The sequence below is a fragment of the Bacillus sp. 16GRE42 genome, from assembly GCF_019837435.1.
Classification (GTDB): Bacteria; Bacillota; Bacilli; order Bacillales; family Bacillaceae_G; genus Bacillus_A; species Bacillus_A wiedmannii.
Genome location: NZ_JADAXF010000002.1, coordinates 175,309 through 199,471 on the forward strand (window position 1 = coordinate 175,309; position 24,163 = coordinate 199,471).

The following is a 24,163-nucleotide window of genomic DNA, read 5'->3' on the forward strand; positions in this document are numbered from 1 at the left end:
TTTTTTGAACGCTTGAACCTCCATCTTCTCCCATCCAGACTATACTGTCGGCTTTGGAATCACACCAAATCCTGCCTTAACGGCTCGCGGGCTTAGAACAAAATTACATACTGTTCATCACCGCCGGTCGGGATTTTCACCCTGCCCCGAAGATAGACCGATATTCTATTTTCCACTTTATTATACAACAACATAATCGTATTGTGAACAAAAAAAGTGTAACTTATTAAAAATAAGTTATTAATTTTATATAATCAAAACCAATCACTATATTTTACAATACACCCCAGATTTTTTAGTATTCGGCATTTCCCCTATGAATCCCCTAGTCATATATAATGAAAAGTGATAAGATGTTGAATTGTTAAGATAAGAACATTTTCTGGATTATGGAGGAAATGTCATGAAAAAAGAAAAGAGACACTCTATTCGAGAAGCAATGAAAAAAAACTTAAGAAAAGAATACTTTTACTTAAAAAAAGAATTACTTTTCTACTGTCCAATTGATTTAGGCACATTCTCAAGCGAGACATACTATGCTGCTTTCGATGAAGATGGCATCAGTATTTATCAGTATGATAAAAAAACAGAGAGTAAATTAAAACTGTGTGAGCGTCACCCGTGGAAGAGTTGGAATAAAGTGAAGGTGGATCATTATTTGACAACTTCTCAATTTATTTTTCAAGGTGAGCGAAACTGGATATTATCCCTTTTCCAAAAAGGAAAAGAAGCTCAAAAAATAATTGAAGAGCACACATCTTTACAAACTGAAGTTGTTTCCCGTTCTTTCTTGAAAAAACTTCCAGGGTTCCGTTCTAATGCACCGTTGAATAAATACATCGGCAGCATTTGCTACACTGCACTTATTGCATTTTTATTAAAATGGATGATTCCATTTCAAGCGCCACAAATCGCCCTGTACTCCATTTCAATCGGTTGTATGCTTCTTGGTTTACTTTGTTTGACAATCGGTTTAATTGAACCGACTATTGTACTATTTCGAACGAACGAAAAAACAAGAACGAAAGTATTTTACTTATATAGCTACTTAGCTATTTCTGGATTTATATGTGTCTTTATTTTTTGGTAAAAAAAAGAGCTAGTTTAACTAGCTCTTTTTTTTACTTTACGTATAATTGTTGATTTGGATAAATCCAATCTTGCTGCAGTCCATTTTTATCTTTAACTTCCTTAACTGACATACTAAATTTCCGTGCAATACTAACTAAAGTGTCCCCTTTTTGGACGACATATAAGGATGAGGAAACAACTTCATTTCTCTGTTCATTTAGAACAAGCAATGGATTCATCGCATTCTTTTTCGCCATCGTCCATCTTCCTTGATGAACTTCTAAATGTAAGTGTGCACCTCTCGATTCTCCTGTATTTCCTACTTCTCCAATTATTTCTCCTTTTGAAATATAATCCCCTTGAACTACATATCTCTTATTTAAATGCGCATACACAGCCTCATATTCTCCATGTTTAATAAATACAACGTTTCCATAACTACTTGAATAATAAGACTTTGTTACCTTACCTTCTTGAATAGCTGCCACAGGCGTGCCAATCGGTGCCGCTATATCTATACCGTAGTGTTTTCCATGCCTTGTCCCAAAATAATCACTTATCTGCCCTTCAACAGGCCATGTCCATTGATTTCCCTCTGCGTACACATGTAATTGAGATAAAAACAATACCATCAATAACATGACGCCATATTTTAACACTTTCATATACATCCTCCGTTTTCTAATTAACACCATACCTTCTCTTATTTTGGTATATTACAGAAAAAAGTATACAAAAAAAGAAAGTGAATCACTCCACTTCCTTCTCATTTTTATCACAAAAAACGATTGCACTGCGATTATACTCCACATCTTTTACTTGTAATCGAGCGTTTATTACTCTAGCTACCGCAAACAAATAATCAGATAATCTATTTACATACTTTAGAACAACTTCATTTATTTCCCCTTCTTTTTGCAAGGACACTACACATCGTTCTGCTCGCCTTACAACTGTACGTGCAATATGAATAGCAGCTGCCGACTCGCTTCCACCCGGTAAAATAAAACGCTCTAACGGCGGTGCTTCTTCTATATACGAATCAATCCTTCTTTCTAAGCTTTCAACCATTTTGATCGTTACTTTATAAGGTATTTTCCCCTCTACTATCGCCAAGTCTCCCCCGCAATCAAATAGTTCATGTTGAATATTTTCAAGTTCATTGTAAATATCTCCAAAAGGCCCGCCTTGTAGCTTAGTCATTGCATATCCAATATGAGAATTCGCCTCATCTATCGTGCCATATGCTTCAACTCGCATATTATCTTTATCCACTCTACCGCCTATTACACTTGTTGTCCCTTTATCTCCTGTTTTCGTGTATAATTTCATCACTTCACGACACCCCTCTTATTATTCTTCATTCGACTGAGATAGAAAAAAAGTTCTACTATTATTTATTTAATTGATTTTACAAAAAAATAAAAAACAGTAGAACTTTATTCATTATCAACTTTAAAAACGTATATCTAAATTATACGATTCGGTAAATATACAGAGAATGTAGTTCCCTCTCCAACAACACTTGAAACAGCAATTTTACCATCATGGCCTTGCACAATGTTTTTTGCAATCGCAAGCCCGAGCCCTGTTCCACCTTTTTTCCCACGTGTTCTTGCTTTATCAGCTTTGTAGAAACGATCAAATAAAAATGGAATATCTTCTTCTGGAATGCCAGCGCCCGAATCTTGTACTTCAAAAGTAAGACCATTATTTTTCGTATCGATTACAAGCGTTACATGTCCGCCTGCATTCGTATGACGAATTGCGTTATCAATTAAATTCGTCAATACTTGTTCCATACGATCTGCATCAAACGGGTATTGCTCAATTGGATTTTGGAAATCAACCGTTAATGCGACTTCTTTGTCCTTTGCAATCCCTTGGAATTTACGACCTATTTTTTCAACGAAAGGATGAATATCAACTTCACCTATATGTAACTCTACATTACCACTTTCCATACGCGCTAAATCTAATAATTCATTTACAAGTTTACCTAAACGAACGGATTCATCATAAATGATTTGAACAAACTCATTAATTTCTTCTTTCGTTTGCACAATATCATCTAAAATCGCTTCACTATACCCTTGAAGCATTACCATCGGTGTACGAAGTTCATGTGATACGTTCGCAATAAAGTCTTGACGCATCTTCTCAAGACGGCGTTCTTCCGTCATATCACGTAATACAGCTACAGCACCGCGAATTTTCGTTTGGTTGTACAGCGGAGTCATAAGAACTACATAGTTCCCTTTTTGTAAATTAATTTCAACCACTTGTTGTTGTTCGCTTTCTACAACGAGATGGAATAGTTCAACAAGTTCAGAAGGTAGTTTTTTACTGAGCTCGACTTCCTTTTCCTCTTGCCAAACTTGTAAGAAATGTTCAGCCGGCGGATTAATTACAACGACTTCACCTTCTTGATTTAACGTAATAACCCCATCTGCCATACTACTTAAAATACTAGCTAACTGTTCTTTTTCTTGCTGCAGGGCATTCATATTAAACTTCAACTGTTTCCCCATTTGATTTAAGGCCGTTGCAAGCTCACCAATCTCGTCCTGAGATACCATAGGAGCCTTCGCATCAAACTTCCCACGCGCGACCTCAAAGGCAACCTCACGCATTTTACGGAGTGGTGCTGTAATTCGAGTAGATAAGAAGAATGCAAAGAACGTTGTTAATATAATCGCTATCCCTGCTGATAAGAATATAAAATCAGTCGTTCTCTCCATACCTTGTATCGGTACTTGTAAAGATTCGTATACGAACACTGCACTTTGATTTTTTGAATGCATTGGTTTTCCGACAATCATAATATCATTTTCAGTGTTTTTATTCTTTCTACTATTAGAGGCTTTTCTAATGTTATTCTTAATTTCTTTTTTGTCTATAAAAACAGCCGCTAATTCTTTATCTTCTTTCAAATCATCCATTGTAAGAGTGACTAATCCTTCTTGTTTCGGCGAAGAAGATATTTCTTTACCATCTTCTACAATAATGATCCTTGAAAGTGGATCAGAGAATTTGTACGCGATATTCTCAATCGTTTTTACATCGGCACCTTCTTCAATTAACTCTGAAACACTTGTTGCAACTTTTTGAAGCCTAGCTTCACTCATATCAACATAATATGTTCTAAAAAACTGTGAAAGTAAAATCGCAACAAATCCAAGCACAAACGAAACGAGAAGTAATATGGTCATCCATAACTTCCCTACTACACTTCTCCAAAGCATCAGTCGTTCACAACCTCAAACTTGTAACCTACGCCCCAAACGGTAACAATCATCTTCGCAGCATCTGGTGATTTTTTGCTTAACTTCTCACGTAAACGCTTTACATGCGTATCAACTGTACGTAAATCTCCAAAGAATTCATATTGCCATACTTCTTTTAACAATTGCTCACGATCAAATACCTTATCAGGCGCTTTCGCTAAGAATAATAGTAATTCGTACTCTTTCGGTGTTAAGTTTACTTCATTACCATCTGCTGTAACACGGTGTGCATCATTATCAATTGTTAAATGAGGGAACACAGTAACATCTTTTGTCGTTGTATCTTGTGTAAAGAACGTTGTTGGTACAGAACGGCGTAAGACCGCTTTCACACGAAGCACTACTTCACGTGGGCTAAATGGTTTCACAATATAATCATCAGTTCCTACCTCAAACCCTTGTACTCGGTTTACTTCTTCACCTTTTGCCGTCAACATAATAATTGGCGTCGCTTTCTTCTCACGAACCCCTTTACACACTTCAATACCATCTTTACCTGGCATCATAAGATCTAATAGGATCAAATCGTAATCATTTTGTAACGCCATTTCTAAAGCTGTATCACCATTGTCCGCTTCTTCAATTGTGTATTGTTCTCTTTCTAAATACATTTTCAACAAACGACGAATACGATCCTCATCGTCTACAATTAAAATTCTTGATTCATTTTCCATTTCTACCCGTTGCGTACTTTTACCACAACGGTTTACACCTACCCTTCTACACTAGTATGTTGCGCTATTCTCGTTTATTTAAGCAATCTTCTAAATGTTTCACTTCCCATATTATGCTTCACAAGAATAATAAAGTTTGTTCATTTTTTTTCCAAAACTATGTATTTTTTTTGAACAGTACATAATGTCCTCGACATCATTTTACAAAATCAACCGCTACTTTGTCATGTTTTTCTCAAAAAAGAAGAAAAGTTGACAAAAATAAAATAGGAAAGTGACATTCACTCTCCTATTTTATTTCTCTATGCGTATGAATGTAAACCCGCGATAATTAAGTTTACTACAATAAAGTTAAACATAATGATTGCAAAACCAATTACCGCTAACCACGCTGACTTCTCTCCGTGCCACCCTTTTGATAAGCGTAAATGTAATACCGCCGCATAAAAGAGCCAAGTAATAAGCGCCCAAACCTCTTTTGGATCCCAGCCCCAAAAACGCGTCCACGCTATTTGTGCCCAAATCATGGCGAAAATTAATGCACCTAATGTGAAAACTGGGAATCCAATTGCAATAGAACGATATCCGATTTCATCCAGTAAATCACTATTTGTATTCTTTACTAACGGCTGAAGTGCTGCCGATACTCGTTTGCGTAAAACAAGTCTTAATACAATATAAAGTAATGTCCCAACTAACACTGACCAAATAACAGTATTTAATTTTTTCGCATTTACAATCGCTGGAACTTCAACTGTCGGTTCTAATTTATTTTCTGTCAATAACTTTCCTTCGTGCGGTCCTACTAAAGCCGGAAGATTGTACTTCATTTCCACTTGTTGTTCATTTTTATCAATCCATTGAAACTTCGCTTCATATTTCATACTAGAAAATACCGTTGTCACTGCAATAAAACCAACTGTACAAACAAGTGTGAACACTACCGTTTCTAACCAAAATGTACGTTTACTTCTCGTTGATTGATCTACATTTTTCAATAAATACATAACACCCGTAATAAAACTAATTGCTAAAATTGCTTGTCCTGCTGCTGCAGTCGTCACGTGAATATGTAACCAATTACTTTTCAAAGAAGGAATAAGCGGAGATATTTCCCTCGGAAACATACTTGCATAGGCAATTAATAAAAGCGCAACTGGTAATGCAAAGAGTCCGATTATACTTACGCGATACATAAAATACATGACAATAAATGCTCCGACAAGCATCATGCCGAAAAACGTACCGAACTCAAAAAAGTTACTAACTGGTGCATGTCCTGATGCAATCCATCTCGTAACAAAATATACTATTTGTGCAATAAACCCTAAAATTGTAATCGTTATTCCTATATTTGCCCATTTATGACCTTTTTCTTTAATTGCTCCCCCGAAAAATAGAGTTGCAATTAAATATAAAATAAATGCGGTAAAGAGAAAGTTACTACTTATTTGCACCATATCGTTTCCCCACCTTAACTAATTTTTTTATCCACTACTTTATCGCTTGGCTGTGGAATTGCTGTACCTTCTAGTACTCTTTCAATATCTTTCTTTAAACCGAACCAATTTTTATTCGTATGTCCTGCAATCCACCATTCATCATTAACGCGTTGTATCCAAATACGGCGATGATTCCAATACATCCCTTGAATGACACCAACCATAAATATAAATCCTCCAATACCGAGAATCCAAAGCGTTAAATCTTTCCTTACAGTAAGTGCTGTTGCATTTTGCATTTCAACACCTGCAAAGGACATTTTATATTTGTTATTCCCATCTGGTTCTATATTTTGCTGAATACCAACAAAACTCACTTCACCATCTGGTGTTTCAGGCGTAAACATTTTAAACACAAATGCAGGGTTGTTTGGTAATTTCGTTTTCGTATTTGGTCTTCCATTCTCGTCAAAATAAAAATCAGGGAAATAGCTTAATAGTTCTAAAGAATAACCATTTCCTAAATCAAATTTTTCTGTAGGATTCGTTAAATCTACTTTAATCGGTCCCCACTTTTGATTATTTTCTTTGTTTTGCAAATGGAATGACATGCTTTTAAATTCACTTTCTTTGTAATCCACTTGATATACAGCAAATTGATCAAATTTCAGCGGTTCATTCACTCGAATTTCCGCTTCTTTTACTTTTTCTAATTTCGGTTTTTGTCCTGCTATATTTTCGCCGACCGCTTTATATAATACAGCATTCGTTTGGAAGTTTTTCGCAATCATTTTATCACCTACACGGTCAATTGCTTCATCAAAAACTTCCTTGTCCTTACTTTTATCATAAACTTCCTTTATAAATTTCTCGTTTTTTAAATAGTATTGACCATCCGTTCCTGGTATTTCTTTCGTTTCACCATCACGTAACCAAAGCGCTTCGTCTACGTACATACTCGGTAAAAAACGGAGCATTGCACCGAATAAAAAGATAATGAGACCGATATGATTCACATATGGACCCCAGCGTGAAAACCGTCCCTTTTCAGCTAAAATGTTACCGTCTTCCACTTTCACATTATAGTTTGCTTTCTTTAAATTCTTTTGCACTCTTTCCAAGTCACCATCTTGTGGTGTACCAGTCCCGTATAATCTTTGTCTCTTTAAAAAGCTAGGGTGTCTTTTCACCCCTTGCTTCTTTAAAGCTTTATAAAGTGGTATAACACGGTCTAAGCTACATATCACCAGTGAAATACCTATTGAAGCAATTAAAATCATATACCACCACGAACCGTATAAATTATTAAATCCTAATTGATAGTATAATTGCCCTAAAAACCCATATTCTTGCTTATAATACTCAGCTGGTGCAATCCCTGGAGTTATGTACATTTCTTGCGGAAAAATAGTTCCTATCGCTGATGCAGCTAAAGTGATTACAATGAGCCAGACACCCACTTTTACAGAAGAGAAAAAGCTCCAAATTTTATCGACTATCGTTTTTGTTTGTGTGAGAGATCTTCGAGCACTCCCCTCATAGCGCATATCCAATAGTTTTATATTTTCATTACTTTCAAATGGTTTCCCACATGCTTCACAAAAAACAGTTCCTATTGGATTAACATGTCCACATTCACACTTAATTTCTTTCAACACTCTCACCGCCCCTATATCTATATGTACTATTGTATATTCTAACCTCAAGTTACCGCAATACTCAGAATTTTTAAATCAGAGGCACTATAAGTATGCACCTCATATGTAAAGGCTTTCTTTATTACGGAGTAATTTTCTTTAAATATTCTTCTAACTGTTCTTTCGTTTGTTCACCTATAATTTGTTCGACTACTATTCCATCTTTATCAATCAAAAAGCTTGTCGGTAATGGTCCTACCCCATATGTGCCTATGATTTTTGTTCCTTTATCAATAGCAACTGGGAATTTCAAATCATATTGTTTCACAAAGTTCTTAACAGCAATATCTGTTTCATCTGCATCTAACGCAATGATTTCAACGCCTTTTTCTTTATACTTTGGATATAATTCGTTCATATAAGGCATTTCTTTCTCACACGGTTTACACCAAGTGCCCCAAAAGTTTAAAAATACACCTTTTCCCTTTAAATCTTTCAGTTCAATTTTCTTTCCTTCTAAATCTGTCACAACAAAGTTAGGTGCTTCTTTTCCAATTTGCATTTTCTCTTTATCAGCAAAAAATCCTTGATAAAGTGTAAATCCTACAGCACCGCTTAAAATGAGCAGAATAATAACGCGAAATAATAAGCGATTTTTTTTCATATTGTCTCCCCTCTCTTCGACGAGTGATAAATATATGTATTTTTTAATAAATCACCAGCGGAGCATTCCACTGGTGAAAGTTTCACACTATCGATTAGCGCGGCTTTGTAGAAGCCAATGCACGTAATTGTTTCACCTCATGTGGTGACAATTCTCTCGCATCACCAGGTCGCAAGTTACCCACTTCTAAAAAGGCGTAGCGTTCACGCTTTAGTTTCACTACTTTACAATCTAACGCTTCAAACATGCGGCGTACTTGACGATTACGTCCTTCATGAATCGTTAATTGTACAATCGCAGTCTCTTTACGCTTGTCCCAAGAAATAATTTTCACTTGTGCTGGTGCTGTTTTCCCATCTTCTAATGCAACACCTCGTTCTAACATGCGAATTTTCTCACCTGTTAATGGCCCTTTAATTTTTGCAACATATGTTTTTTCAACTTTATATCTCGGATGCATTAATACATTTGCAAATTCCCCATCATTTGTCATCAATAATACGCCAGACGTATCATAATCTAAGCGTCCGATTGGGAATAAACGTTGTCTAATTTCAGGGAAAAAGTCTGTTACAACACTTCTTCCTTTATCATCTGATACACTTGAAATTACGCCAGTTGGTTTATATAGTAAAAAATAAACAGGTTCTTCTTTTTCAAGAGGGATGTTATTTACTTCTACTTTATCTTGAGGAGTTACTTTCGTTCCTAACTCCTTCACTATTTTTCCATTCACTTTTACTTTTCCTTGCTGAATTAATTCCTCAGCCTTTCTTCTCGATGCAATACCTGCTTGCGCAATCACTTTTTGTAATCGTTCCATTTCTTTTTTTCACCTCGAATTTATCTTACCTTACATTAGAAAGACTTGGCAACCGCATACGCTTGACGGCTTTTCGCTTCATCTTACTTAAACAACATAGCGATGATAATAAACATATAAAGGGCAAATCATGTTTTTACCTTTTATTATTGTCCATATTCTTCATATTGCTCACAATAAAAGTTCATCATTTTGTCAAAAATACCGCATAAAAAAACCACTATTAAGCAACACCTTAATAGTGGTCGTATACGTATTATAAGCGAAATAGCATAAAAAATGAATAGCCGCCTTACTTAAACATTAAAGAAACAAACACAATTGAACAAATAATCCCGATTAAATCGGCAAAAAGTCCTACTTTTAATGCATCTCCCATTCTTCTAATTCCAACAGCTCCGAAGTATACTGTTAAAATATAAAAAGTCGTATCCGTACTCCCTTGCATCGTAGAAGCCAATCTTCCAATAAACGAGTCTGGCCCATATGTGGCAATTAAATCGGTCGTAATACTTAAACCAGCAGATCCTGAAATAGGGCGTATAAGTGCTAGTGGAACAATTTCTGCTGGGACATGAATTAAATCTAACATCGGCTTCATTACTGATATCATTGCATCTAATGCACCTGAAGCTCGAAATATAGAAATAGATACGAGCATTCCAACCATAAACGGTAAAATGGAGATTGCAATTTGAATTCCTTCTTTTCCTCCCTCAACGAACGATTCATAGGTTGGTACTTTCTTTATCGTGCCATATAAAAGGATAAAACCAATTACACAAGGGATTACCCATAATGAAATTGTATTTACAATACTCATTTTTTCCGCCCCTTCCTACTCCTTCTTCGGTAAAAATAGCGGTCAATCCAAATCGCTCCGATCATAGAGAGTACTTGTGCAATGAATGTTACCCCAACAATTTCAGTAGGATTCGCTGATTCATACGTCATTCGAATCGAAATGACAGTAGTAGGAATTAAAGTAATCGCTGATGTATTTAACGCGAGAAACGTCACCATAGAACGGCTCGCCGAATCCTTTCCTCCATTTAACTCTTTCAATTGTTCCATCGCTTTAATACCAAGAGGGGTTGCTGCATTACCTAGCCCAAAAAAGTTCGCCATCATATTCGATAAAATAAATCCCATTGACGGATGATCTTTCGGTATTTCTGGAAACAACCTTTTTACTATCGGCATAAAAAGTGCCACTAACTTTTTTAACAACCCTGCTTCCTCTGCAATTTTCATTAAACCGAGCCAAAATACCAATACACTAATAAGTCCTATACAAATTGTTACTGCGTCTTTGGCTCCGTCAAATACGGCTTTATTTATTGCTTCCATCGTCCCATTTATCATGGCATATACAATCCCTATGACTGCCATCGCTACCCATACGAGATTAACCATCGCTCCCAACACCTATCATATGAGAAAAAATTTCTTTCACATTATTCCAATACATTCCCGTCGTAGCTACTAACTTTCGTTTACTATAAAATAAATTCCGTTCTCCAACTTTCTCGTTGCCAACATAAATTTCTGTCTTTCCAACTTTTACTCCATCCTTAAGTTTTGCACTTTTATCGAGTTCAACTTTTAATATGACATTCTTTCTTTCTTGCTCAGTTAAAGGCACCGCAAAACTATTTTTCATATAAACATGATTGGCATATTTCTTTTCTGTTATTTCAGCAAGAGCTCCTTGTCCTACAACGTTCGTTTGCTTGAAACGTTCAAAACCTTTATCAAATAAATTCATATGATCATCCCAATCGCTAGAAGCGCTCAAAGTTACGACAATTAGATCTAGTCCATCTTTTGATGCTGTTGTAACAAGTGTCCGCCCTGCTTTCTTCGTAAAACCTGTTTTTCCTCCTGTCGCAAATTCATAATAAGACGTCACGAGTTTATGTTTGTTTTTCCACGGATAATCCCACGAATCTGATTTATACGTTTTCGTCCCAAAAATCTTCTTAAAGGTTTCGTTCCCCATTGCATACTTCGTTAAAAGTGCCATATCATAGGCTGATGAATAATGGGATCCATCTCCATCCAAACCATGTGGGTTTGAAAAGTGAGTATCTTTCATTCCAATTTGTTTCGCCTTTTCATTCATTAAATATACGAATCCTTCTATACTTCCTCCTACATTTTCAGCAATTACTTGCGCTGCATCATTACCAGATCTAAGCATGAGTCCATATACTAAATCCTCTAACTTTACTTTCTGTCCAGGCTTTAAATAAATTGCTGATCCTTCTACTCTCACCGCTTCATTACTAACCGATACCATTTCTTTCATTTTTCCTGATTCAGCAGCTAACAAGGCTGTCATAATTTTTGTTATACTAGCAATTTTTTGTGGCTCATGTTCTGCTTTTCCGTATAATACACGACCGGACTGTTGCTCCATTAATACAGCATTTCGAGCACTGACATTACTGTTCATCTTTGCATATGTAGGAATTGGCATAACGCTTGCGTACATAATAAGAAGCGTGATTATTACACAAATTCGTCTCATATTTCCCCCCACGTCCTTTTGGCACTTTTTGTACAAGTGTATGCTTGGCCTTTTAAAATATGAACGAAATCTCTTTCTCTTTCTCTTTCTCTTTCTCTTTCTAATAAAAAAGACGCAGAGAACCTGCGTCTAATACGGTGTCCATTCAATTTGTTTCGCACTTTCAAATCTTTTTTCTACATCAGGCCAATTTACAACATTCCACCAGTTTTTAATATATTCATCTTTTCGATTTTGGTATTGTAAATAATACGCATGTTCCCACACGTCTAGTACGAGGAGCGGTATCGTATCCCATTGTGTAAATAATTGATGAAGTGTACTCTGCAAAATTTCTAATCTTCCAGATCGTGGTACCCAAACGAGAAGCGCCCAGCCTGATCCTTCCACTTTAGAAGCTGCTTCTGTGAAATGTTTTTGAAAACGTAAAAAACTCCCAAAATCTTGTTCAATCTGTTGTGAAAGAGCCCCTCTTGGACTTCCGCCACCATCTTTTTTCATGTTATTCCAAAATATCGTGTGTAAGTAATGACCTGATCCATGAAAAGCCGCTTCTCTTTCCCAATGCTTAATTAAATCAAATTGATTTGTTTTTCTCGCTTCTTCCATCATCTTCTCTGCCTTATTTAATCCTTCCACGTAACTGCGATGATGTTTATCATGGTGTAACATCATAATTTCTCTAGAAATATACGGTTCTAACGCATTATACGGATAAGGTAATGGTGGAAGTGTATGCCCTCCAATTGGAACAGCTCGTTCACTATCCCCTCTTTCATATAGTTCATATTCCTCTTCTCCCTGCACGAATACTTCCTGCAAATGATGCTGAATATGTTCTACATCATCACTTATTTCATACATAAACTCTGCATCTGTATCATACTCATGCTCTTTCATACGATCTAATAACGTTTGAATTTTATAAGCAAGCATATGGACATCATACACTTCCATTGCACGGCTATCCAATACGTGAAGAACACTTTCACACCAGCTTTCTACTTCATGAAAGTAATCTGTAAATACACCTTGCTGACTCATGTTACACCTCCTTAATGCTATCCCCATAAATATATTCAAAGGAAATCCCTTATATAACTTTACAAAAGGAAAAGAAGCTAAGTCCCCTTAGCTTCTTTTTCGCAATTAATATTTGTGTAACATCTTTGTTTGGTAATCCGTCTCATAATATTCTAGTTCTTCTCGCATCAATTGAAATTTACCTTCTAAACTCTTCATCACTTGCTCTATAGATGCTGGTGGCGTTTGTTGAAAAACGATGGAGTTTTTCCCTGTATAGGCAGACCGACTATTTTCATACCAATGATCACTCTTTGGTGAGAAAAACTCTGCAATTACTTGATGATAAATTTTATATAAAATTTTCTCAGCTGCTGTTTTTCGAAATGGCTGGCTATTTAACAAAACAAAACATGCATCATGTCCTTCTTCACAAAAAACGAGAAGACGTCTCATTGATGCTAATAACCCTTTATAATATTGCTCGTTCCCTGCTGGTGTTTCTTCTAATAAAGAAGGCAACGTATGATAATTTACATAATTGGTTATCAAAGTAATAACATCTTCTAAAAACATAGAAACTTGTTCTGTTTGATTTTCAACCATCAGATTAGACATTTTTTCCCTCTCCTTTGCCATTTCACGCTATTTCTACTCTTTTATTTTTATGTAATTCAGCCAATATTTCTTGTACTTTCACCACTGTTCCCTCATCAAAATATTGTTGGAATGCTTCTATATTATTTAAATATAAACGTTTTTGCATGCGATGCTCATTCTCTTTCAATAAACAACATATCGCTACAATATCTCGTAAATATATGTCTTGTTCTTCTACTTTACATACTGGATTTCCTTCAAAAGGAGTAATTTCTTGTAAAATTTCTTCAAAATATCGAACGTATAAAACGGAAAAAGTTCTTTCTTTATTATTTAATATATATGTCACTTCAGATCTATTAAAGAAATCTTCTGATGTATTAGGTTTCGCTTTCTCTAACTCATATCCCGCATAACCTATTATAATCATCTACTTCCCCTCTCTTCCTTCTTTCAATTCATTTTAACTTAATTTTCTGACAAACGAAATACTCTTTTAAATATAACCCATATAAAAAATAGCTTCCCTATACAGGAATTTACCTTTTTATTTTTCTTGAAGTTTGTCATAATAATATTATTGTCTCAGTTTTCTTATACAAGGAGAGTTGTATTTATGTCGTTTTCATGGAAACGTTTCTTACAAATCGGGAAAATTATCTTCCCATTTGTTGTATTAACAATTGTATTCTTTCAAGCAAAAAAAGAATTAGCAGGCATTTCTTTTTTAGAAGCAATCAATACAATTAAAAACATTCCAACCGGAGGAGTTTTTTTAGCAATTACACTGGGTGCATTTGCCGTATCAACAATGTTTTTTTATGACTATGTTATGCTTCGTTATTTAAAAGCTGATATACCAGTCCAAAAGATTTTTCGTATCTCATGGATTGCTAATACTTTAAATGGATTTATTGGGTTTGGTGGTCTCGTTGGAGCTGGTGTACGCACAATGCTTTATCGTCCATACATAAAAGAAAATGGCAAACTTATTAAAAGTATTGCCTGGATGACAACCGCTTTTATTAACGGACTCGCAATTCTTTCTTTCCTCGGTCTTATTGGAATATTAGACACAAGTTTTATTTTGCATGAAAAACCGTGGCTATGGCCTGTTCTTATTTTCTTCGCCCTTTTCGTCCCTATATACATTGGCTTTTCTAAACTAAAAAATAGAAAATCAAAGCAAACCGAAGAGCAAGAAGAGGGGGAAGAAGAGAAAAATCCAACTGTTTTATACTCATTAGTTTCATTAGTTGAGTGGGTATCTGCCGGTATTGTTATGTACGTCATACTAATATTATTTGGTATCGATATCGAATTTCAAAAGTTTTTAGGTGTGTATGTAATTGCTGCTTTAGCTGGTGTTGTTAGTCTTGTTCCTGGTGGACTTGGTTCATTTGATCTTGTCTTTTTAACTGGGCTCGGACAATATGGCATTGATACAGGCGTATTACTACCTGCCATGTTATTATATCGCCTCGTCTATTACATTTTACCTTTCTGCCTTGGTCTTATTTTTGCAGCTTTTGAAATGACAGGCGTGGCCATTAAAAAGTTTGAAGATAAACCTTTTATTGCGCCTGCATTAGAAACAACTGGTGTTATATGGACTTTGCAGCGTGATTTTCTAGGAAAACTAGGTTCATGGGCCTCTGCTGCTTTAACAGTATTTGCTGGATTAATGGTTATTTTATCGACCATTCTACCGACAAGTATAAACAGAGCACACGCCTTACATATTCTAGCTCCAAAACATCTTATTCAATTTTCTTTTAGCTTATCACTAACATTTGGTATTCTCCTCCTAATCCTTTCACGAGGCATATATTATGGAACAAAACGTTCTTACTATATGACGATTATTTCTTTAATCGGAGCAGCCATCTTTAATACGCTAAAAGGGATTGATATTGAAGAGACGTTTATTTTATTAATCGTACTCGCTGTATTATATATGCTTCGTAAAAGATTTGTACGCGAGAAAATGGAAGTCTCACTTTCTGATATGGTAAAAGTTTTTATATTCTTACTCATCACTTTATATTTATATAAAAACTTAGGTATTTTATTTGCAGGTGCAAAAGAAGCTTTTAAACCTGATTTTGTCGTTCGTAATATTACGCAAGTGAAACGAAGTGCATTAGCAGCTGCCTTTTTCGTTCCTACATTTTTACTGATTGGTTCACTCATTGCCAATCGTTATCGAAATGAATTTCCCGGGCAACCAGCTAATGATAAAAGATTGCAAAACTTTTTAGATGAACATGATGGTAATGTACTTAGTCATTTAGGATTTTTAGGAGATAAACAATTCTTCTTCAGTAGTGATGGGAAAGCGCTCCTTCTCTTCTCTATAACTGGAAAACGTCTCGTTGTGCTAGGTGATCCAATTGGGGCTCCTTCCTCCTACCGTACTGTGTTACAAGAGTTTTTAGCTGAAGCTGATCGATTTGGATACATTTGTGTATTCTACCAAATAGAAAGTAAATGGATGAGTTTATATCATGATTTTGGTTATAACTTCTTTAAACTTGGTGAAGAAGCTGTCGTTGATTTGAACACATTTACAATAACAGGAAAAAAACGCGCCGGTATGCGAGCAACTTTCAACCGTTTTGAAAGAGAAGGCTATACATTCTCTATTCACCAGCCACCGTTCTCAAACGAATTATTTGAAGAATTAAGAAAAGTTTCAGATGCGTGGCTCGGCGGAAAAAAAGAGAAAGGTTTTTCCCTCGGATATTTTGATCGTGAATATATTAGCCGTGCTCCTATCGCTACATTATGTGATGCGGATGGAAAAATCATTGCATTCACGACCTTTATGCCCGTATATCAAGACGGATCATTGTCTGTTGATTTAATGCGCTATTATCCAGATGCGCCTAGCGGCATTATGGATGCAATTTTCATCCACCTATTCCAGTGGGCAAAAGAAAATGAATACCACTCCTTTAATATTGGTATGGCCCCACTTTCAAATGTAGGTTTATCGACACAATCTTTCTGGTCTGAACGAGTTGCTGCTGCCATCTTTAATAATGTTCGTTATACGTATAGTTTCAGCGGGCTACGTCATTTTAAAGAAAAATATAAACCAGCATGGAGCGGTAAATATTTAGCATTTAGAAAGAATCACTCTTTACCAATTACAATGCTCTCTGTAACAAAATTAATAGGAAAACGAAAAAACAGCTAAACATTTAGCTGTTTTTTCGTTTTTGAACTTGTACAATAAATTCTTTTTCATATTTCTTACCATTTATATAGAAATCTCCCCATATTTTATACGTTCCTTCTATAGGAAATGTAATACGATATTGTAATTGCTCATCTGTATCAACAGGTATTGCGTATAAAAAGTTTTCTCTCGTTTCGTCCACGATATAGAGCGCCTCTACTTCTCCTCTCTCTGAATGTAATTTCAATTTGTCACCCTTTTTCGCTTGGAATTGAAATGTTAACGTCGCTGGTTCATTCGGATGCAATGCACCAAATAAAAGAGAAACTTCATACTCCCCTATTTTTTTTGTAAGTACACTATCGATTGGAAACTTTACTTTTTTCTTATTTTTCTCCTCTATTTCTCTCCCAAAATCTTTCTTCGCAAATGATTTCACAGATTTATTTTTGTCTTCATATAAAAATATTGTATACCCTTCATCTTTCGCTATTTTGGAAAATACCTTATAGGATCCATTTCCTGCAAATGTAGGTTTCATTTGTTGTACATGCTTTAATTGTCCGTCTACAATAACTGCCCGAATTTGATCATTCACACCACGAACTTCGTTATTTTTATTATTTAGTAATTGAAACAAAATATCTACTTTCTCATTTCCTTTTCCATTTGACACATCCCATTTTACTTCCTGAACATCACCTACAGTCTCTGTAGTTTCCTGATACTTTTTTATGTAAAATCCTCCTACTACAATAAATAGCAAAGCAACAAGTCCAATGACAAGATTTTTCAAAACATCACCTACCATTTTTATTGTCTCTGTTCATACAAAACTTCTTACATATATATTCTAGATTATGATTTATGAAATCCTCCTGCTTTGCACATATTACAAATAATTAAAAGATTTTAATTGAAAGGATTGATAGTGTATAATGCAAATGATATTGATTTCTATCGATACATTATAAGGAGGACTTTTCATGAGTGTACATATTGAAGCAAAACAAGGCGAAATTGCTGAATCTATTCTATTACCTGGTGATCCATTACGTGCAAAATATATCGCTGAAACATTTCTAGAGGACGTTACTTGCTATAATAACGTGCGTGGTATGTTAGGTTTCACTGGAACTTATAAAGGAAAACGCGTATCTGTTCAAGGTACAGGTATGGGTGTTCCTTCTATTTCTATTTATGTAAACGAATTAATCCAAAGCTACGGAGTTAAAAATTTAATTCGCGTTGGAACTTGCGGTGCGATTCAAAAAGACGTAAAAGTACGTGACGTTATTATTGCAATGACAGCTTGTACGGATTCTAATATGAACCGTTTAACATTCCCAGGTTTTGATTTTGCACCAGCTGCAAACTTTGACCTTTTAAAGAAAGCTTACGATGCTGGAACTGAAAAAGGCTTACACGTTCGTGTTGGTAATGTTTTAACAGCAGATGTATTTTACCGCGAAAGCATGGACATGGTTAAAAAACTTGGAGATTATGGTGTACTAGCAGTAGAAATGGAAACAACTGCTCTTTATACATTAGCGGCGAAATACGGTGTAAATGCGTTATCTGTATTAACAGTAAGCGATCACATTTTCACTGGTGAAGAAACAACATCTGAAGAGCGTCAAACTACATTTAACGAAATGATTGAAATCGCTTTAGATGCAGCAATTCAACAATAATACATTAAAGAACTCGTCATACGTCTGTCGAGTTCTTTTTATGTGACTTTTTACTAAAAACTACTTTCGGAAGAGACAGATTTTCTCCTCTACTTTTTTGTAACGTTTGTTATAATAAAGAAATCATTTACAGTATTTCTCACAAGAGGTGACGCAGTGAAAAACAGAAGTATCGTCTTTAAACTATTTTTATTAACATCAACATTATTTACAATCATATTCCTCCTTTTTTTCTTAGGACAATCTCTATTTTTAGAGAAATTTTATATTAATAAAAAAGTAAAAACAGTTCAAACTGCTTTTGAAAAATTCGTAGCTAATTATGAAAAAAGCGAAAAAGACCCTGAGGAAGTTAGAAAACTAAAACAAGAATTTCATGATAAAACAAATGCTGATATGCAATTTTTAAATTCTGAGGGCATTATTAAAAGTGACAACAATTACTACATTGATGTAATTAATCCTAAAAATAATGAAACATATTTCATTCCACTCAATAATCTTTTAACGCCTGAAGAATATAAGAAATTCGAAAACTTAGGATTGAAAAAAGATGGCATGATAAACGTCGTCGGTTTGGTACGAGGGAAAACAATAACACCACTAGAATTGACAACAAATTATAATCGATGGCAAAACGAACGTTTCAATTCAGATTTTCAATCCATTAATGGCAACTCTTCTAAAAATAGACTTACAAACCGCTCCAAAACTGTGACTCAAATTGAGTTTACTGGTATTGTATCTAAATTACAGCTTCCATCAAAAGCCGAGGTTCGTCTTGCAAATGATTTTGAAACATTACAAGCCGTTCAATATTTTGCAGACATTATTAGAAATGGCACTGCTAACTCGCACCAATTAAACACTTATATAATAGATGGTGGAGAAAATATAAAAAATAGTATCTTTGTAAAACCTATTGTGGAAAATGGAAAAATTACAGAATACGCTTTTGCCATAGCGTCTTTGCAACCTGTTAATGAAGCAATGCTCGTTTTAAAGGATTATTATGTCTATGCCTTAATCATCGTTTTTCTCGTAATTATTTTATTATCCTTCTACTATTCAAAAATCATTGTGAAACCATTAATTAAAATGAATCGCGTTACAAAGAAAATGGCCAATTTTGATTTTAGTGAGAAATTACCTGTAACAGCAGACGATGAAATTGGTGGGCTTTCCGGCAGTATTAATACGTTATCTGTAAACTTAAAAGACCGAATCGATCGATTAAATGTTGCCAATACAAAATTGCAACAAGATATTGAACGTGAACGTCAATTGGAAAAAACGCGAAAAGAATTCATTTCTGGTGTATCACATGAATTAAAAACACCACTCAGTGTAATTAGAAGTTTCGCAGAAGGAATTAAAGATGGCGTTAGTAAAGATACGACATATTACACAGATGTTATTTTAGAAGAAACCGAAAACATGAACAGACTTATTGTTGAAATGTTAGAATTAGCAAAATTAGAATCAGGTACGTACAAACTAGATATGACGACATTCTCAATCGGTGAATTAATTCAACAAGTCTATACAAAGTTATTATTTAGCATGGAGGAAAAGCATTTACAAGTGAACATAGATGTAGACTCTTCGATAGTTGTTAAAGCGAATCGTAGTCGTATTGAGCAAGTAGTTGTGAACTTACTTAGCAATGCAATTCGCTATACGCCAGATGGAGAAAAAATACAAGTCTCCGTTATAGCAATGGAAGATACAGTAAAAGTCGAAATCGAAAACACAGGAAACCCTATCCCTGAAGAAAGTCTTGAAAAAATTTGGGATCGTTTCTACCGTTTAGATGCATCTCGTAGCCGTCATACTGGAGGTACCGGTCTCGGGTTATCTATTGTAAAAAACATTTTAGACCTCCACCATGCCGAGTACGGTGTATATAACACGACTAATAGTGTTGTATTCTACTTTAATTTACAAAAAGTAAAAGAAGTCAAATAATTTGTCTTAATTTCACTAGGAGTTCACATGAAATTCACACTCTCCCTTTATAGTAAGAAACAAGTTAATCCTTTCCTTTACACACATAAAAGAGGAGAGTGCGTGAAATGAAACAAGCAGGACAACCTATTCAAAATGAAAAACAATTAGAAACTATCAAAAATATACTTTTACAATCTTCGAAACGTGATGGCTTATTATTCGTATTAGCTGTAAATTCTGGCTTAAAAGTAAGTGAAATCTTACAATTAAAAGTTAGTGATGTAATTGATGAAAATGAAAATGTTCGCCATTCCATTTTATTTTACAATGAAAAAGTAAAAAAACATAAATGGTTTGCTGTAAATGAAGACTTACAGCACGCGATCGAAGACTACATGAAAGAACGTAAAACTTGGAAACGTAATGAACCATTATTAAAGTCTCAAAAAGGAACGAAATCTATTACGAGACAACATGCATGGTACATTTTAAACAAAGCTGCAAAAGAAGTTGGATTAGAAGGGATTAGCTCACATACACTTCGAAAAACTTGGGGATATTGTGCATACAAATCAGGTGTTGATATCGCATTTTTACAACACTTCTTTGATCATAGTACTCCATCAAAAACTTTAAAGTATATCGGTATTGCTTAATAACTCTTATACATAAAAAAGGTTACCATTTATAAATGGTAACCTTTTTTATGTTTCACATTCTCTTTTCTTGTCTTGTCTCTCCTATATTGTAGTGGTACTCTAATAGTAAGGGGGAGAAATTATGAACACATTAACAATTGAATTACCGAAAGAAACGGCTGAAAAACTTGATTTATTAAAACAAGCTTATGAAAAGAAAACAGGTGCTTCCATTTCTGAGAGTACTCTTGTTCAAACACTTATCTCAAAAGAGTTTATCCAAGCGATAACTCCTTTTGATTTACAACAATTCATCACTGGAAAAGAACAGCATTAATTGCTGTTCTTTTTTTTGATACTTTATCAATGGTTTACTGGATACCCCGAAAAACTTCTTTGCATCAGCCACACTTTTTTAGAAATCTATCTACTTTTAATGTCTCATAAAAAGTTTTTTATTTATTTTTCGGAAAACTATTGACATTGATAATGATAACCATTATCATTTATTACGAAGCCAACAATTGATGAATCAACCAAACGCTCAGTAACATTGTTACCCCTCTTTTTCATATAGAAAGGCACTGTACATTCCCCCTGTTTGTACAGTGCCTTTCTTGTTTATTATCATTCAAACAAATTTAATTGCTCGGGCTTCGGCTCACCATATGTAATGTCCATCATTTTCATAAGTTGTTTCGCATTATCCGCTGCATCTCCGCCCGAATTATTGTTAAATAGTACATATATGTCCTTTGTCTTCTTTTTTAATTGCTCTAGTCTTTCTACCCATTCTTCTAATTCTTTATTGTTGTAGCGATATAAGCAACGAACCGCTCTCCAATTTTCTCCTTTATCAAGCCAGCCATGAACATTTCGACCATGAAAACGTATTAACACCATCTCTGCATTCGTTACTTCTAATACGAGCGGTACCGAACCTGTCCCGGCCTGTGGCTCATCACAAATGGTATGAATCCATTTCTCTTGTTCCAAAAACTGTAGCGTCTTATCTCTCATTTCCGGATAAAACCATGTTTGGTTCCGAAATTCTATAGCACACGGTAAACCTTCCATTTTTTCTTTCGTATATCGAAGAAAATCCACATTTTTCTTTTTACAATCAAACCATGGTGGATATTGAAATAAAATCATTTTTAATTTATCAGCTTCTATTAAAGGCAGAATAGATTGTTTGTACACATCAAACATCTCGTCGAACGTAGAAAAAGGGATTTCACCTTTCATATGTCCGGTCATCCCTTGATATGCTTTTACGACAAAAGAAAAACCTTTCGGTGTCTCCATTGCCCATTTTGTATAGTTTCGTGCAGGTTGCATCGCATAAAATGAACTATCTACTTCCACAATAGGAAAATGCTCACTATATGTTCGTAATTTATTTCTATTTTCATAGGGATCTATATATAAAGAATCATGATCTCCCCACCCTGTCACTCCAATGAAAAGCAAATATATCCCTCCCTTTTTCACTTCACCTTCTATTCATTCTACTCACTTCCTGAACACTTCGACTAATCAATTTCATTAAGTAGCCCCTTCTTTAAGAGTATCCGTATAAAAATATGATATACTAGATGGAAGAATTTTTAAATTGAGGGGTTATTTATTTATGCTTCCAAACGATGATATTGTATCTCATGAAAAACGAATAGAAGAATTAGAAAATAAAGTACGTTTTTATGAAGAACTTGTGAATCAATTACCACATCATTTCACATACAAAAATCCACATATTGGTTTACAAATAAAGAAAACGAGAACGACTCATTCCATTCAAAACATACAAAAAGAGAATAGAGAGGCTGATTTTCAACTTACTTGCGATTCATTATTTTTATTTAAACAACTTGAAACATACTTTGTTCATATTTTTGATGCTTTTTCACATCATGTAACCTTTGTTGATAATAAAGGAAATATAACATTATGTAATCAAATTGCAGCAGATGATTTTGGTGTAGTACGAAATGATATAATCGGAAAGCCAATTCAACAATTACTACAATTACCAGAAGAAAAAATTAAAGCTCTTGAAACATTAAGAACGGGAACAGAAATATATAATGAAGAAGTTTTAGACAAAAACTATGGCATTTTAAATAACCGAATTATTCGTGATTATAACGGAGAGATTTTTAGAGTTATTAGTGTCTTTCATTATTTAAACACAGAACGTGATGCAGAAAAATTTTCGTTAGCAGGACGAATCGCAGCCGGTATTGCACATGAAGTACGTAATCCTCTTACAACCGTACGAGGTTATTTACAATTTTTACAAGAAACTGTTTCTCCATCTAATAAAGAACTATTTAAAAACTTACTTATTCCTGAATTAGATCGTGCAAATAGTATTATTACAAAATTTTTATCTATTTCAAAAACACGCGAATTTACAAGAGAACCGTTTCCTATTAATACATTTTTACGTGAGTATATTCAACAGTTACTAGCTAGTGAAGTATTTTTACATAACATTTCAATTGATTATAATTTTTCTACCGAATTAGATGATGTATTGGTCCATATTGATCGTCACGAACTTGTGCAAGTTTTTTTAAACCTATTTCAGAACGCTTTCGATGCCCAAGGTGAAAAAAAACTTTCTATCCAAATTACTAGTTATCGCCTAGATAATTTTGTTCGTATTACTTTCACTGATAATGGGATTGGTATTCCTCCAGCCATTCAAGAATACATCTTTGATCCATTCTTCTCAACAAAAGATTCAGGTACAGGGCTTGGCTTGTCCGTAACGAAGAAAATCATTCAAAATCATAACGGTACATTAAAAATGACTAGTACTGAAGATGGTACAACTTTCACTATTTCAATTCCAATCTTACCTAAAACAGCCCTTGAAAAATTAAATCAATGCAAATAAAGGACCAAGCCACAAACTGCATGCCAATTGTTAAACAC

At 34.7% G+C, this 24,163-nt stretch carries 23 protein-coding genes and 1 riboswitch; of the genes, 7 read left to right on the plus strand and 16 right to left on the minus strand.

Going from position 1 to position 24,163, the window contains the following annotated elements:
- Positions 1-18: 18 nt before the first annotated feature.
- A riboswitch (FMN riboswitch) is annotated at positions 19-158 on the minus strand.
- Between the two features lie 245 nt (positions 159-403).
- Positions 404-1,090 carry a hypothetical protein gene (locus tag ILS93_RS13160; RefSeq protein WP_000711800.1) on the plus strand — a complete coding sequence of 229 codons (687 nt, stop codon included), beginning with the start codon at positions 404-406 and terminating at the stop codon, positions 1,088-1,090.
- 31 nt (positions 1,091-1,121) lie between these two features.
- Here the strand turns inward: ILS93_RS13160 and ILS93_RS13165 are convergent, their stop codons facing one another.
- The 14 genes from ILS93_RS13165 to ILS93_RS13230 all read right to left on the minus strand — a co-directional run bounded on the left by ILS93_RS13165 (position 1,122) and on the right by ILS93_RS13230 (position 14,184).
- Positions 1,122-1,736, minus strand: coding sequence for a peptidoglycan DD-metalloendopeptidase family protein (locus ILS93_RS13165; protein ID WP_088048399.1), 615 nt, complete (start codon positions 1,734-1,736; stop codon positions 1,122-1,124).
- 85 nt (positions 1,737-1,821) lie between these two features.
- Positions 1,822-2,403 carry a cob(I)yrinic acid a,c-diamide adenosyltransferase gene (locus ILS93_RS13170; protein ID WP_088048535.1) on the minus strand — a complete coding sequence of 194 codons (582 nt, stop codon included), beginning with the start codon at positions 2,401-2,403 and terminating at the stop codon, positions 1,822-1,824.
- Positions 2,404-2,540: 137 nt separating this feature from the next.
- On the minus strand, positions 2,541-4,316 hold the full coding sequence (gene resE, locus ILS93_RS13175; protein ID WP_088048398.1) for a sensor histidine kinase ResE: 1,776 nt from the start codon (positions 4,314-4,316) through the stop codon (positions 2,541-2,543).
- Complete coding sequence (resD, locus tag ILS93_RS13180) at positions 4,316-5,032, minus strand: DNA-binding response regulator ResD (RefSeq protein WP_000426862.1); 717 nt, start codon at positions 5,030-5,032, stop codon at positions 4,316-4,318. Before resD ends, resE begins: the two co-directional genes overlap by 1 nt.
- 302 nt (positions 5,033-5,334) lie before the next feature.
- Positions 5,335-6,492, minus strand: coding sequence for a cytochrome c biogenesis protein ResC (gene resC, locus ILS93_RS13185; RefSeq protein ID WP_088048397.1), 1,158 nt, complete (start codon positions 6,490-6,492; stop codon positions 5,335-5,337).
- Between the two features lie 14 nt (positions 6,493-6,506).
- The gene (gene resB, locus ILS93_RS13190) at positions 6,507-8,132 is read right to left on the minus strand and encodes a cytochrome c biogenesis protein ResB (protein WP_088048396.1); all 1,626 of its coding nucleotides are present in this window, start codon (positions 8,130-8,132) and stop codon (positions 6,507-6,509) included.
- A 121-nt stretch (positions 8,133-8,253) separates the two neighbouring features.
- Complete coding sequence (gene resA / locus ILS93_RS13195; protein ID WP_064476631.1) at positions 8,254-8,775, minus strand: thiol-disulfide oxidoreductase ResA; 522 nt, start codon at positions 8,773-8,775, stop codon at positions 8,254-8,256.
- Positions 8,776-8,869: 94 nt separating this feature from the next.
- Complete coding sequence (rluB, locus tag ILS93_RS13200) at positions 8,870-9,598, minus strand: 23S rRNA pseudouridine(2605) synthase RluB (protein ID WP_064476632.1); 729 nt, start codon at positions 9,596-9,598, stop codon at positions 8,870-8,872.
- 292 nt (positions 9,599-9,890) lie between these two features.
- On the minus strand, positions 9,891-10,421 hold the full coding sequence (spmB, locus tag ILS93_RS13205) for a spore maturation protein SpmB (RefSeq protein ID WP_222660666.1): 531 nt from the start codon (positions 10,419-10,421) through the stop codon (positions 9,891-9,893).
- Entirely contained in the window at positions 10,418-11,014 is a 597-nt protein-coding gene (gene spmA, locus ILS93_RS13210; protein WP_000247805.1) for a spore maturation protein SpmA, read from the minus strand. The genes spmB and spmA overlap by 4 nt, the downstream gene beginning before the upstream one ends.
- Positions 11,007-12,131 carry a D-alanyl-D-alanine carboxypeptidase DacB gene (gene dacB / locus ILS93_RS13215; RefSeq protein ID WP_064476633.1) on the minus strand — a complete coding sequence of 375 codons (1,125 nt, stop codon included), beginning with the start codon at positions 12,129-12,131 and terminating at the stop codon, positions 11,007-11,009. Before dacB ends, spmA begins: the two co-directional genes overlap by 8 nt.
- A 129-nt stretch (positions 12,132-12,260) precedes the next feature.
- Positions 12,261-13,175: a superoxide dismutase gene (locus ILS93_RS13220; RefSeq protein ID WP_000082674.1), complete on the minus strand. Its 915-nt coding sequence runs from the start codon at positions 13,173-13,175 to the stop codon at positions 12,261-12,263.
- A gap of 105 nt (positions 13,176-13,280) precedes the next feature.
- Positions 13,281-13,772 carry a YpuI family protein gene (locus tag ILS93_RS13225; RefSeq protein ID WP_016133998.1) on the minus strand — a complete coding sequence of 164 codons (492 nt, stop codon included), beginning with the start codon at positions 13,770-13,772 and terminating at the stop codon, positions 13,281-13,283.
- A 22-nt stretch (positions 13,773-13,794) separates the two neighbouring features.
- Positions 13,795-14,184 (minus strand): hypothetical protein, encoded by a 390-nt coding sequence (locus tag ILS93_RS13230; protein ID WP_064476635.1) that lies wholly within the window; start codon positions 14,182-14,184, stop codon positions 13,795-13,797.
- 186 nt (positions 14,185-14,370) lie between these two features.
- Here ILS93_RS13230 and mprF point away from each other — a divergent pair, with 186 nt between their 5' ends.
- Positions 14,371-16,956 carry a bifunctional lysylphosphatidylglycerol flippase/synthetase MprF gene (gene mprF / locus ILS93_RS13235; RefSeq protein WP_064476636.1) on the plus strand — a complete coding sequence of 862 codons (2,586 nt, stop codon included), beginning with the start codon at positions 14,371-14,373 and terminating at the stop codon, positions 16,954-16,956.
- Positions 16,957-16,960: 4 nt separating this feature from the next.
- On the opposite strand, the gene ILS93_RS13240 is transcribed toward mprF, so the two are convergent.
- The gene (locus tag ILS93_RS13240) at positions 16,961-17,749 is read right to left on the minus strand and encodes a hypothetical protein (protein WP_222660668.1); all 789 of its coding nucleotides are present in this window, start codon (positions 17,747-17,749) and stop codon (positions 16,961-16,963) included.
- Positions 17,750-17,924: 175 nt separating this feature from the next.
- On the opposite strand from ILS93_RS13240, the gene deoD reads away from it, so the two are divergent.
- From deoD to ILS93_RS13260, 4 genes are all read left to right on the plus strand, one after another.
- Positions 17,925-18,632, plus strand: a complete 708-nt coding sequence (gene deoD, locus ILS93_RS13245; RefSeq protein WP_000110707.1) for a purine-nucleoside phosphorylase — start codon at positions 17,925-17,927, stop codon at positions 18,630-18,632.
- A gap of 156 nt (positions 18,633-18,788) precedes the next feature.
- Positions 18,789-20,600 carry a sensor histidine kinase gene (locus ILS93_RS13250; RefSeq protein WP_088048394.1) on the plus strand — a complete coding sequence of 604 codons (1,812 nt, stop codon included), beginning with the start codon at positions 18,789-18,791 and terminating at the stop codon, positions 20,598-20,600.
- A 107-nt stretch (positions 20,601-20,707) separates the two neighbouring features.
- Complete coding sequence (locus ILS93_RS13255; RefSeq protein WP_000806236.1) at positions 20,708-21,238, plus strand: tyrosine-type recombinase/integrase; 531 nt, start codon at positions 20,708-20,710, stop codon at positions 21,236-21,238.
- 124 nt (positions 21,239-21,362) lie between these two features.
- Positions 21,363-21,557 carry a DUF3924 domain-containing protein gene (locus ILS93_RS13260; RefSeq protein WP_001094858.1) on the plus strand — a complete coding sequence of 65 codons (195 nt, stop codon included), beginning with the start codon at positions 21,363-21,365 and terminating at the stop codon, positions 21,555-21,557.
- Positions 21,558-21,847: 290 nt separating this feature from the next.
- Here the strand turns inward: ILS93_RS13260 and ILS93_RS13265 are convergent, their stop codons facing one another.
- A complete protein-coding gene (locus ILS93_RS13265) occupies positions 21,848-22,693 on the minus strand; it encodes a DUF72 domain-containing protein (protein WP_064476639.1) in 846 nt (281 codons plus the stop codon).
- Positions 22,694-22,853: 160 nt separating this feature from the next.
- Between ILS93_RS13265 and ILS93_RS13270 the strand changes: the two genes are divergently transcribed.
- Positions 22,854-24,125 carry an ATP-binding protein gene (locus tag ILS93_RS13270; RefSeq protein ID WP_064476640.1) on the plus strand — a complete coding sequence of 424 codons (1,272 nt, stop codon included), beginning with the start codon at positions 22,854-22,856 and terminating at the stop codon, positions 24,123-24,125.
- The last annotated feature ends 38 nt before the right edge of the window (positions 24,126-24,163 follow it).

Excerpts from the sequence above, each read along its gene's own strand:
- mprF (WP_064476636.1), top strand. The coding sequence starts at position 14,371 with ATGTCGTTTTCATGGAAACGTTTCTTACAAATCGGGAAAATTATCTTC.
- resA (WP_064476631.1), bottom strand. The coding sequence starts at position 8,775 with ATGAAAAAAAATCGCTTATTATTTCGCGTTATTATTCTGCTCATTTTA.
- ILS93_RS13160 (WP_000711800.1), top strand. The coding sequence starts at position 404 with ATGAAAAAAGAAAAGAGACACTCTATTCGAGAAGCAATGAAAAAAAAC.
- ILS93_RS13270 (WP_064476640.1), top strand. The coding sequence starts at position 22,854 with ATGCTTCCAAACGATGATATTGTATCTCATGAAAAACGAATAGAAGAA.
- ILS93_RS13170 (WP_088048535.1), bottom strand. The coding sequence starts at position 2,403 with ATGAAATTATACACGAAAACAGGAGATAAAGGGACAACAAGTGTAATA.
- spmB (WP_222660666.1), bottom strand. The coding sequence starts at position 10,421 with ATGAGTATTGTAAATACAATTTCATTATGGGTAATCCCTTGTGTAATT.
- resC (WP_088048397.1), bottom strand. The coding sequence starts at position 6,492 with ATGGTGCAAATAAGTAGTAACTTTCTCTTTACCGCATTTATTTTATAT.
- resD (WP_000426862.1), bottom strand. The coding sequence starts at position 5,032 with ATGGAAAATGAATCAAGAATTTTAATTGTAGACGATGAGGATCGTATT.
- resE (WP_088048398.1), bottom strand. The coding sequence starts at position 4,316 with ATGCTTTGGAGAAGTGTAGTAGGGAAGTTATGGATGACCATATTACTT.
- ILS93_RS13225 (WP_016133998.1), bottom strand. The coding sequence starts at position 13,772 with ATGTCTAATCTGATGGTTGAAAATCAAACAGAACAAGTTTCTATGTTT.
- deoD (WP_000110707.1), top strand. The coding sequence starts at position 17,925 with ATGAGTGTACATATTGAAGCAAAACAAGGCGAAATTGCTGAATCTATT.
- ILS93_RS13240 (WP_222660668.1), bottom strand. The coding sequence starts at position 17,749 with ATGGTAGGTGATGTTTTGAAAAATCTTGTCATTGGACTTGTTGCTTTG.
- rluB (WP_064476632.1), bottom strand. The coding sequence starts at position 9,598 with ATGGAACGATTACAAAAAGTGATTGCGCAAGCAGGTATTGCATCGAGA.
- ILS93_RS13260 (WP_001094858.1), top strand. The coding sequence starts at position 21,363 with ATGAACACATTAACAATTGAATTACCGAAAGAAACGGCTGAAAAACTT.
- ILS93_RS13165 (WP_088048399.1), bottom strand. The coding sequence starts at position 1,736 with ATGAAAGTGTTAAAATATGGCGTCATGTTATTGATGGTATTGTTTTTA.
- ILS93_RS13255 (WP_000806236.1), top strand. The coding sequence starts at position 20,708 with ATGAAACAAGCAGGACAACCTATTCAAAATGAAAAACAATTAGAAACT.
- spmA (WP_000247805.1), bottom strand. The coding sequence starts at position 11,014 with ATGGTTAATCTCGTATGGGTAGCGATGGCAGTCATAGGGATTGTATAT.
- ILS93_RS13220 (WP_000082674.1), bottom strand. The coding sequence starts at position 13,175 with ATGAGTCAGCAAGGTGTATTTACAGATTACTTTCATGAAGTAGAAAGC.
- dacB (WP_064476633.1), bottom strand. The coding sequence starts at position 12,131 with ATGAGACGAATTTGTGTAATAATCACGCTTCTTATTATGTACGCAAGC.
- ILS93_RS13230 (WP_064476635.1), bottom strand. The coding sequence starts at position 14,184 with ATGATTATAATAGGTTATGCGGGATATGAGTTAGAGAAAGCGAAACCT.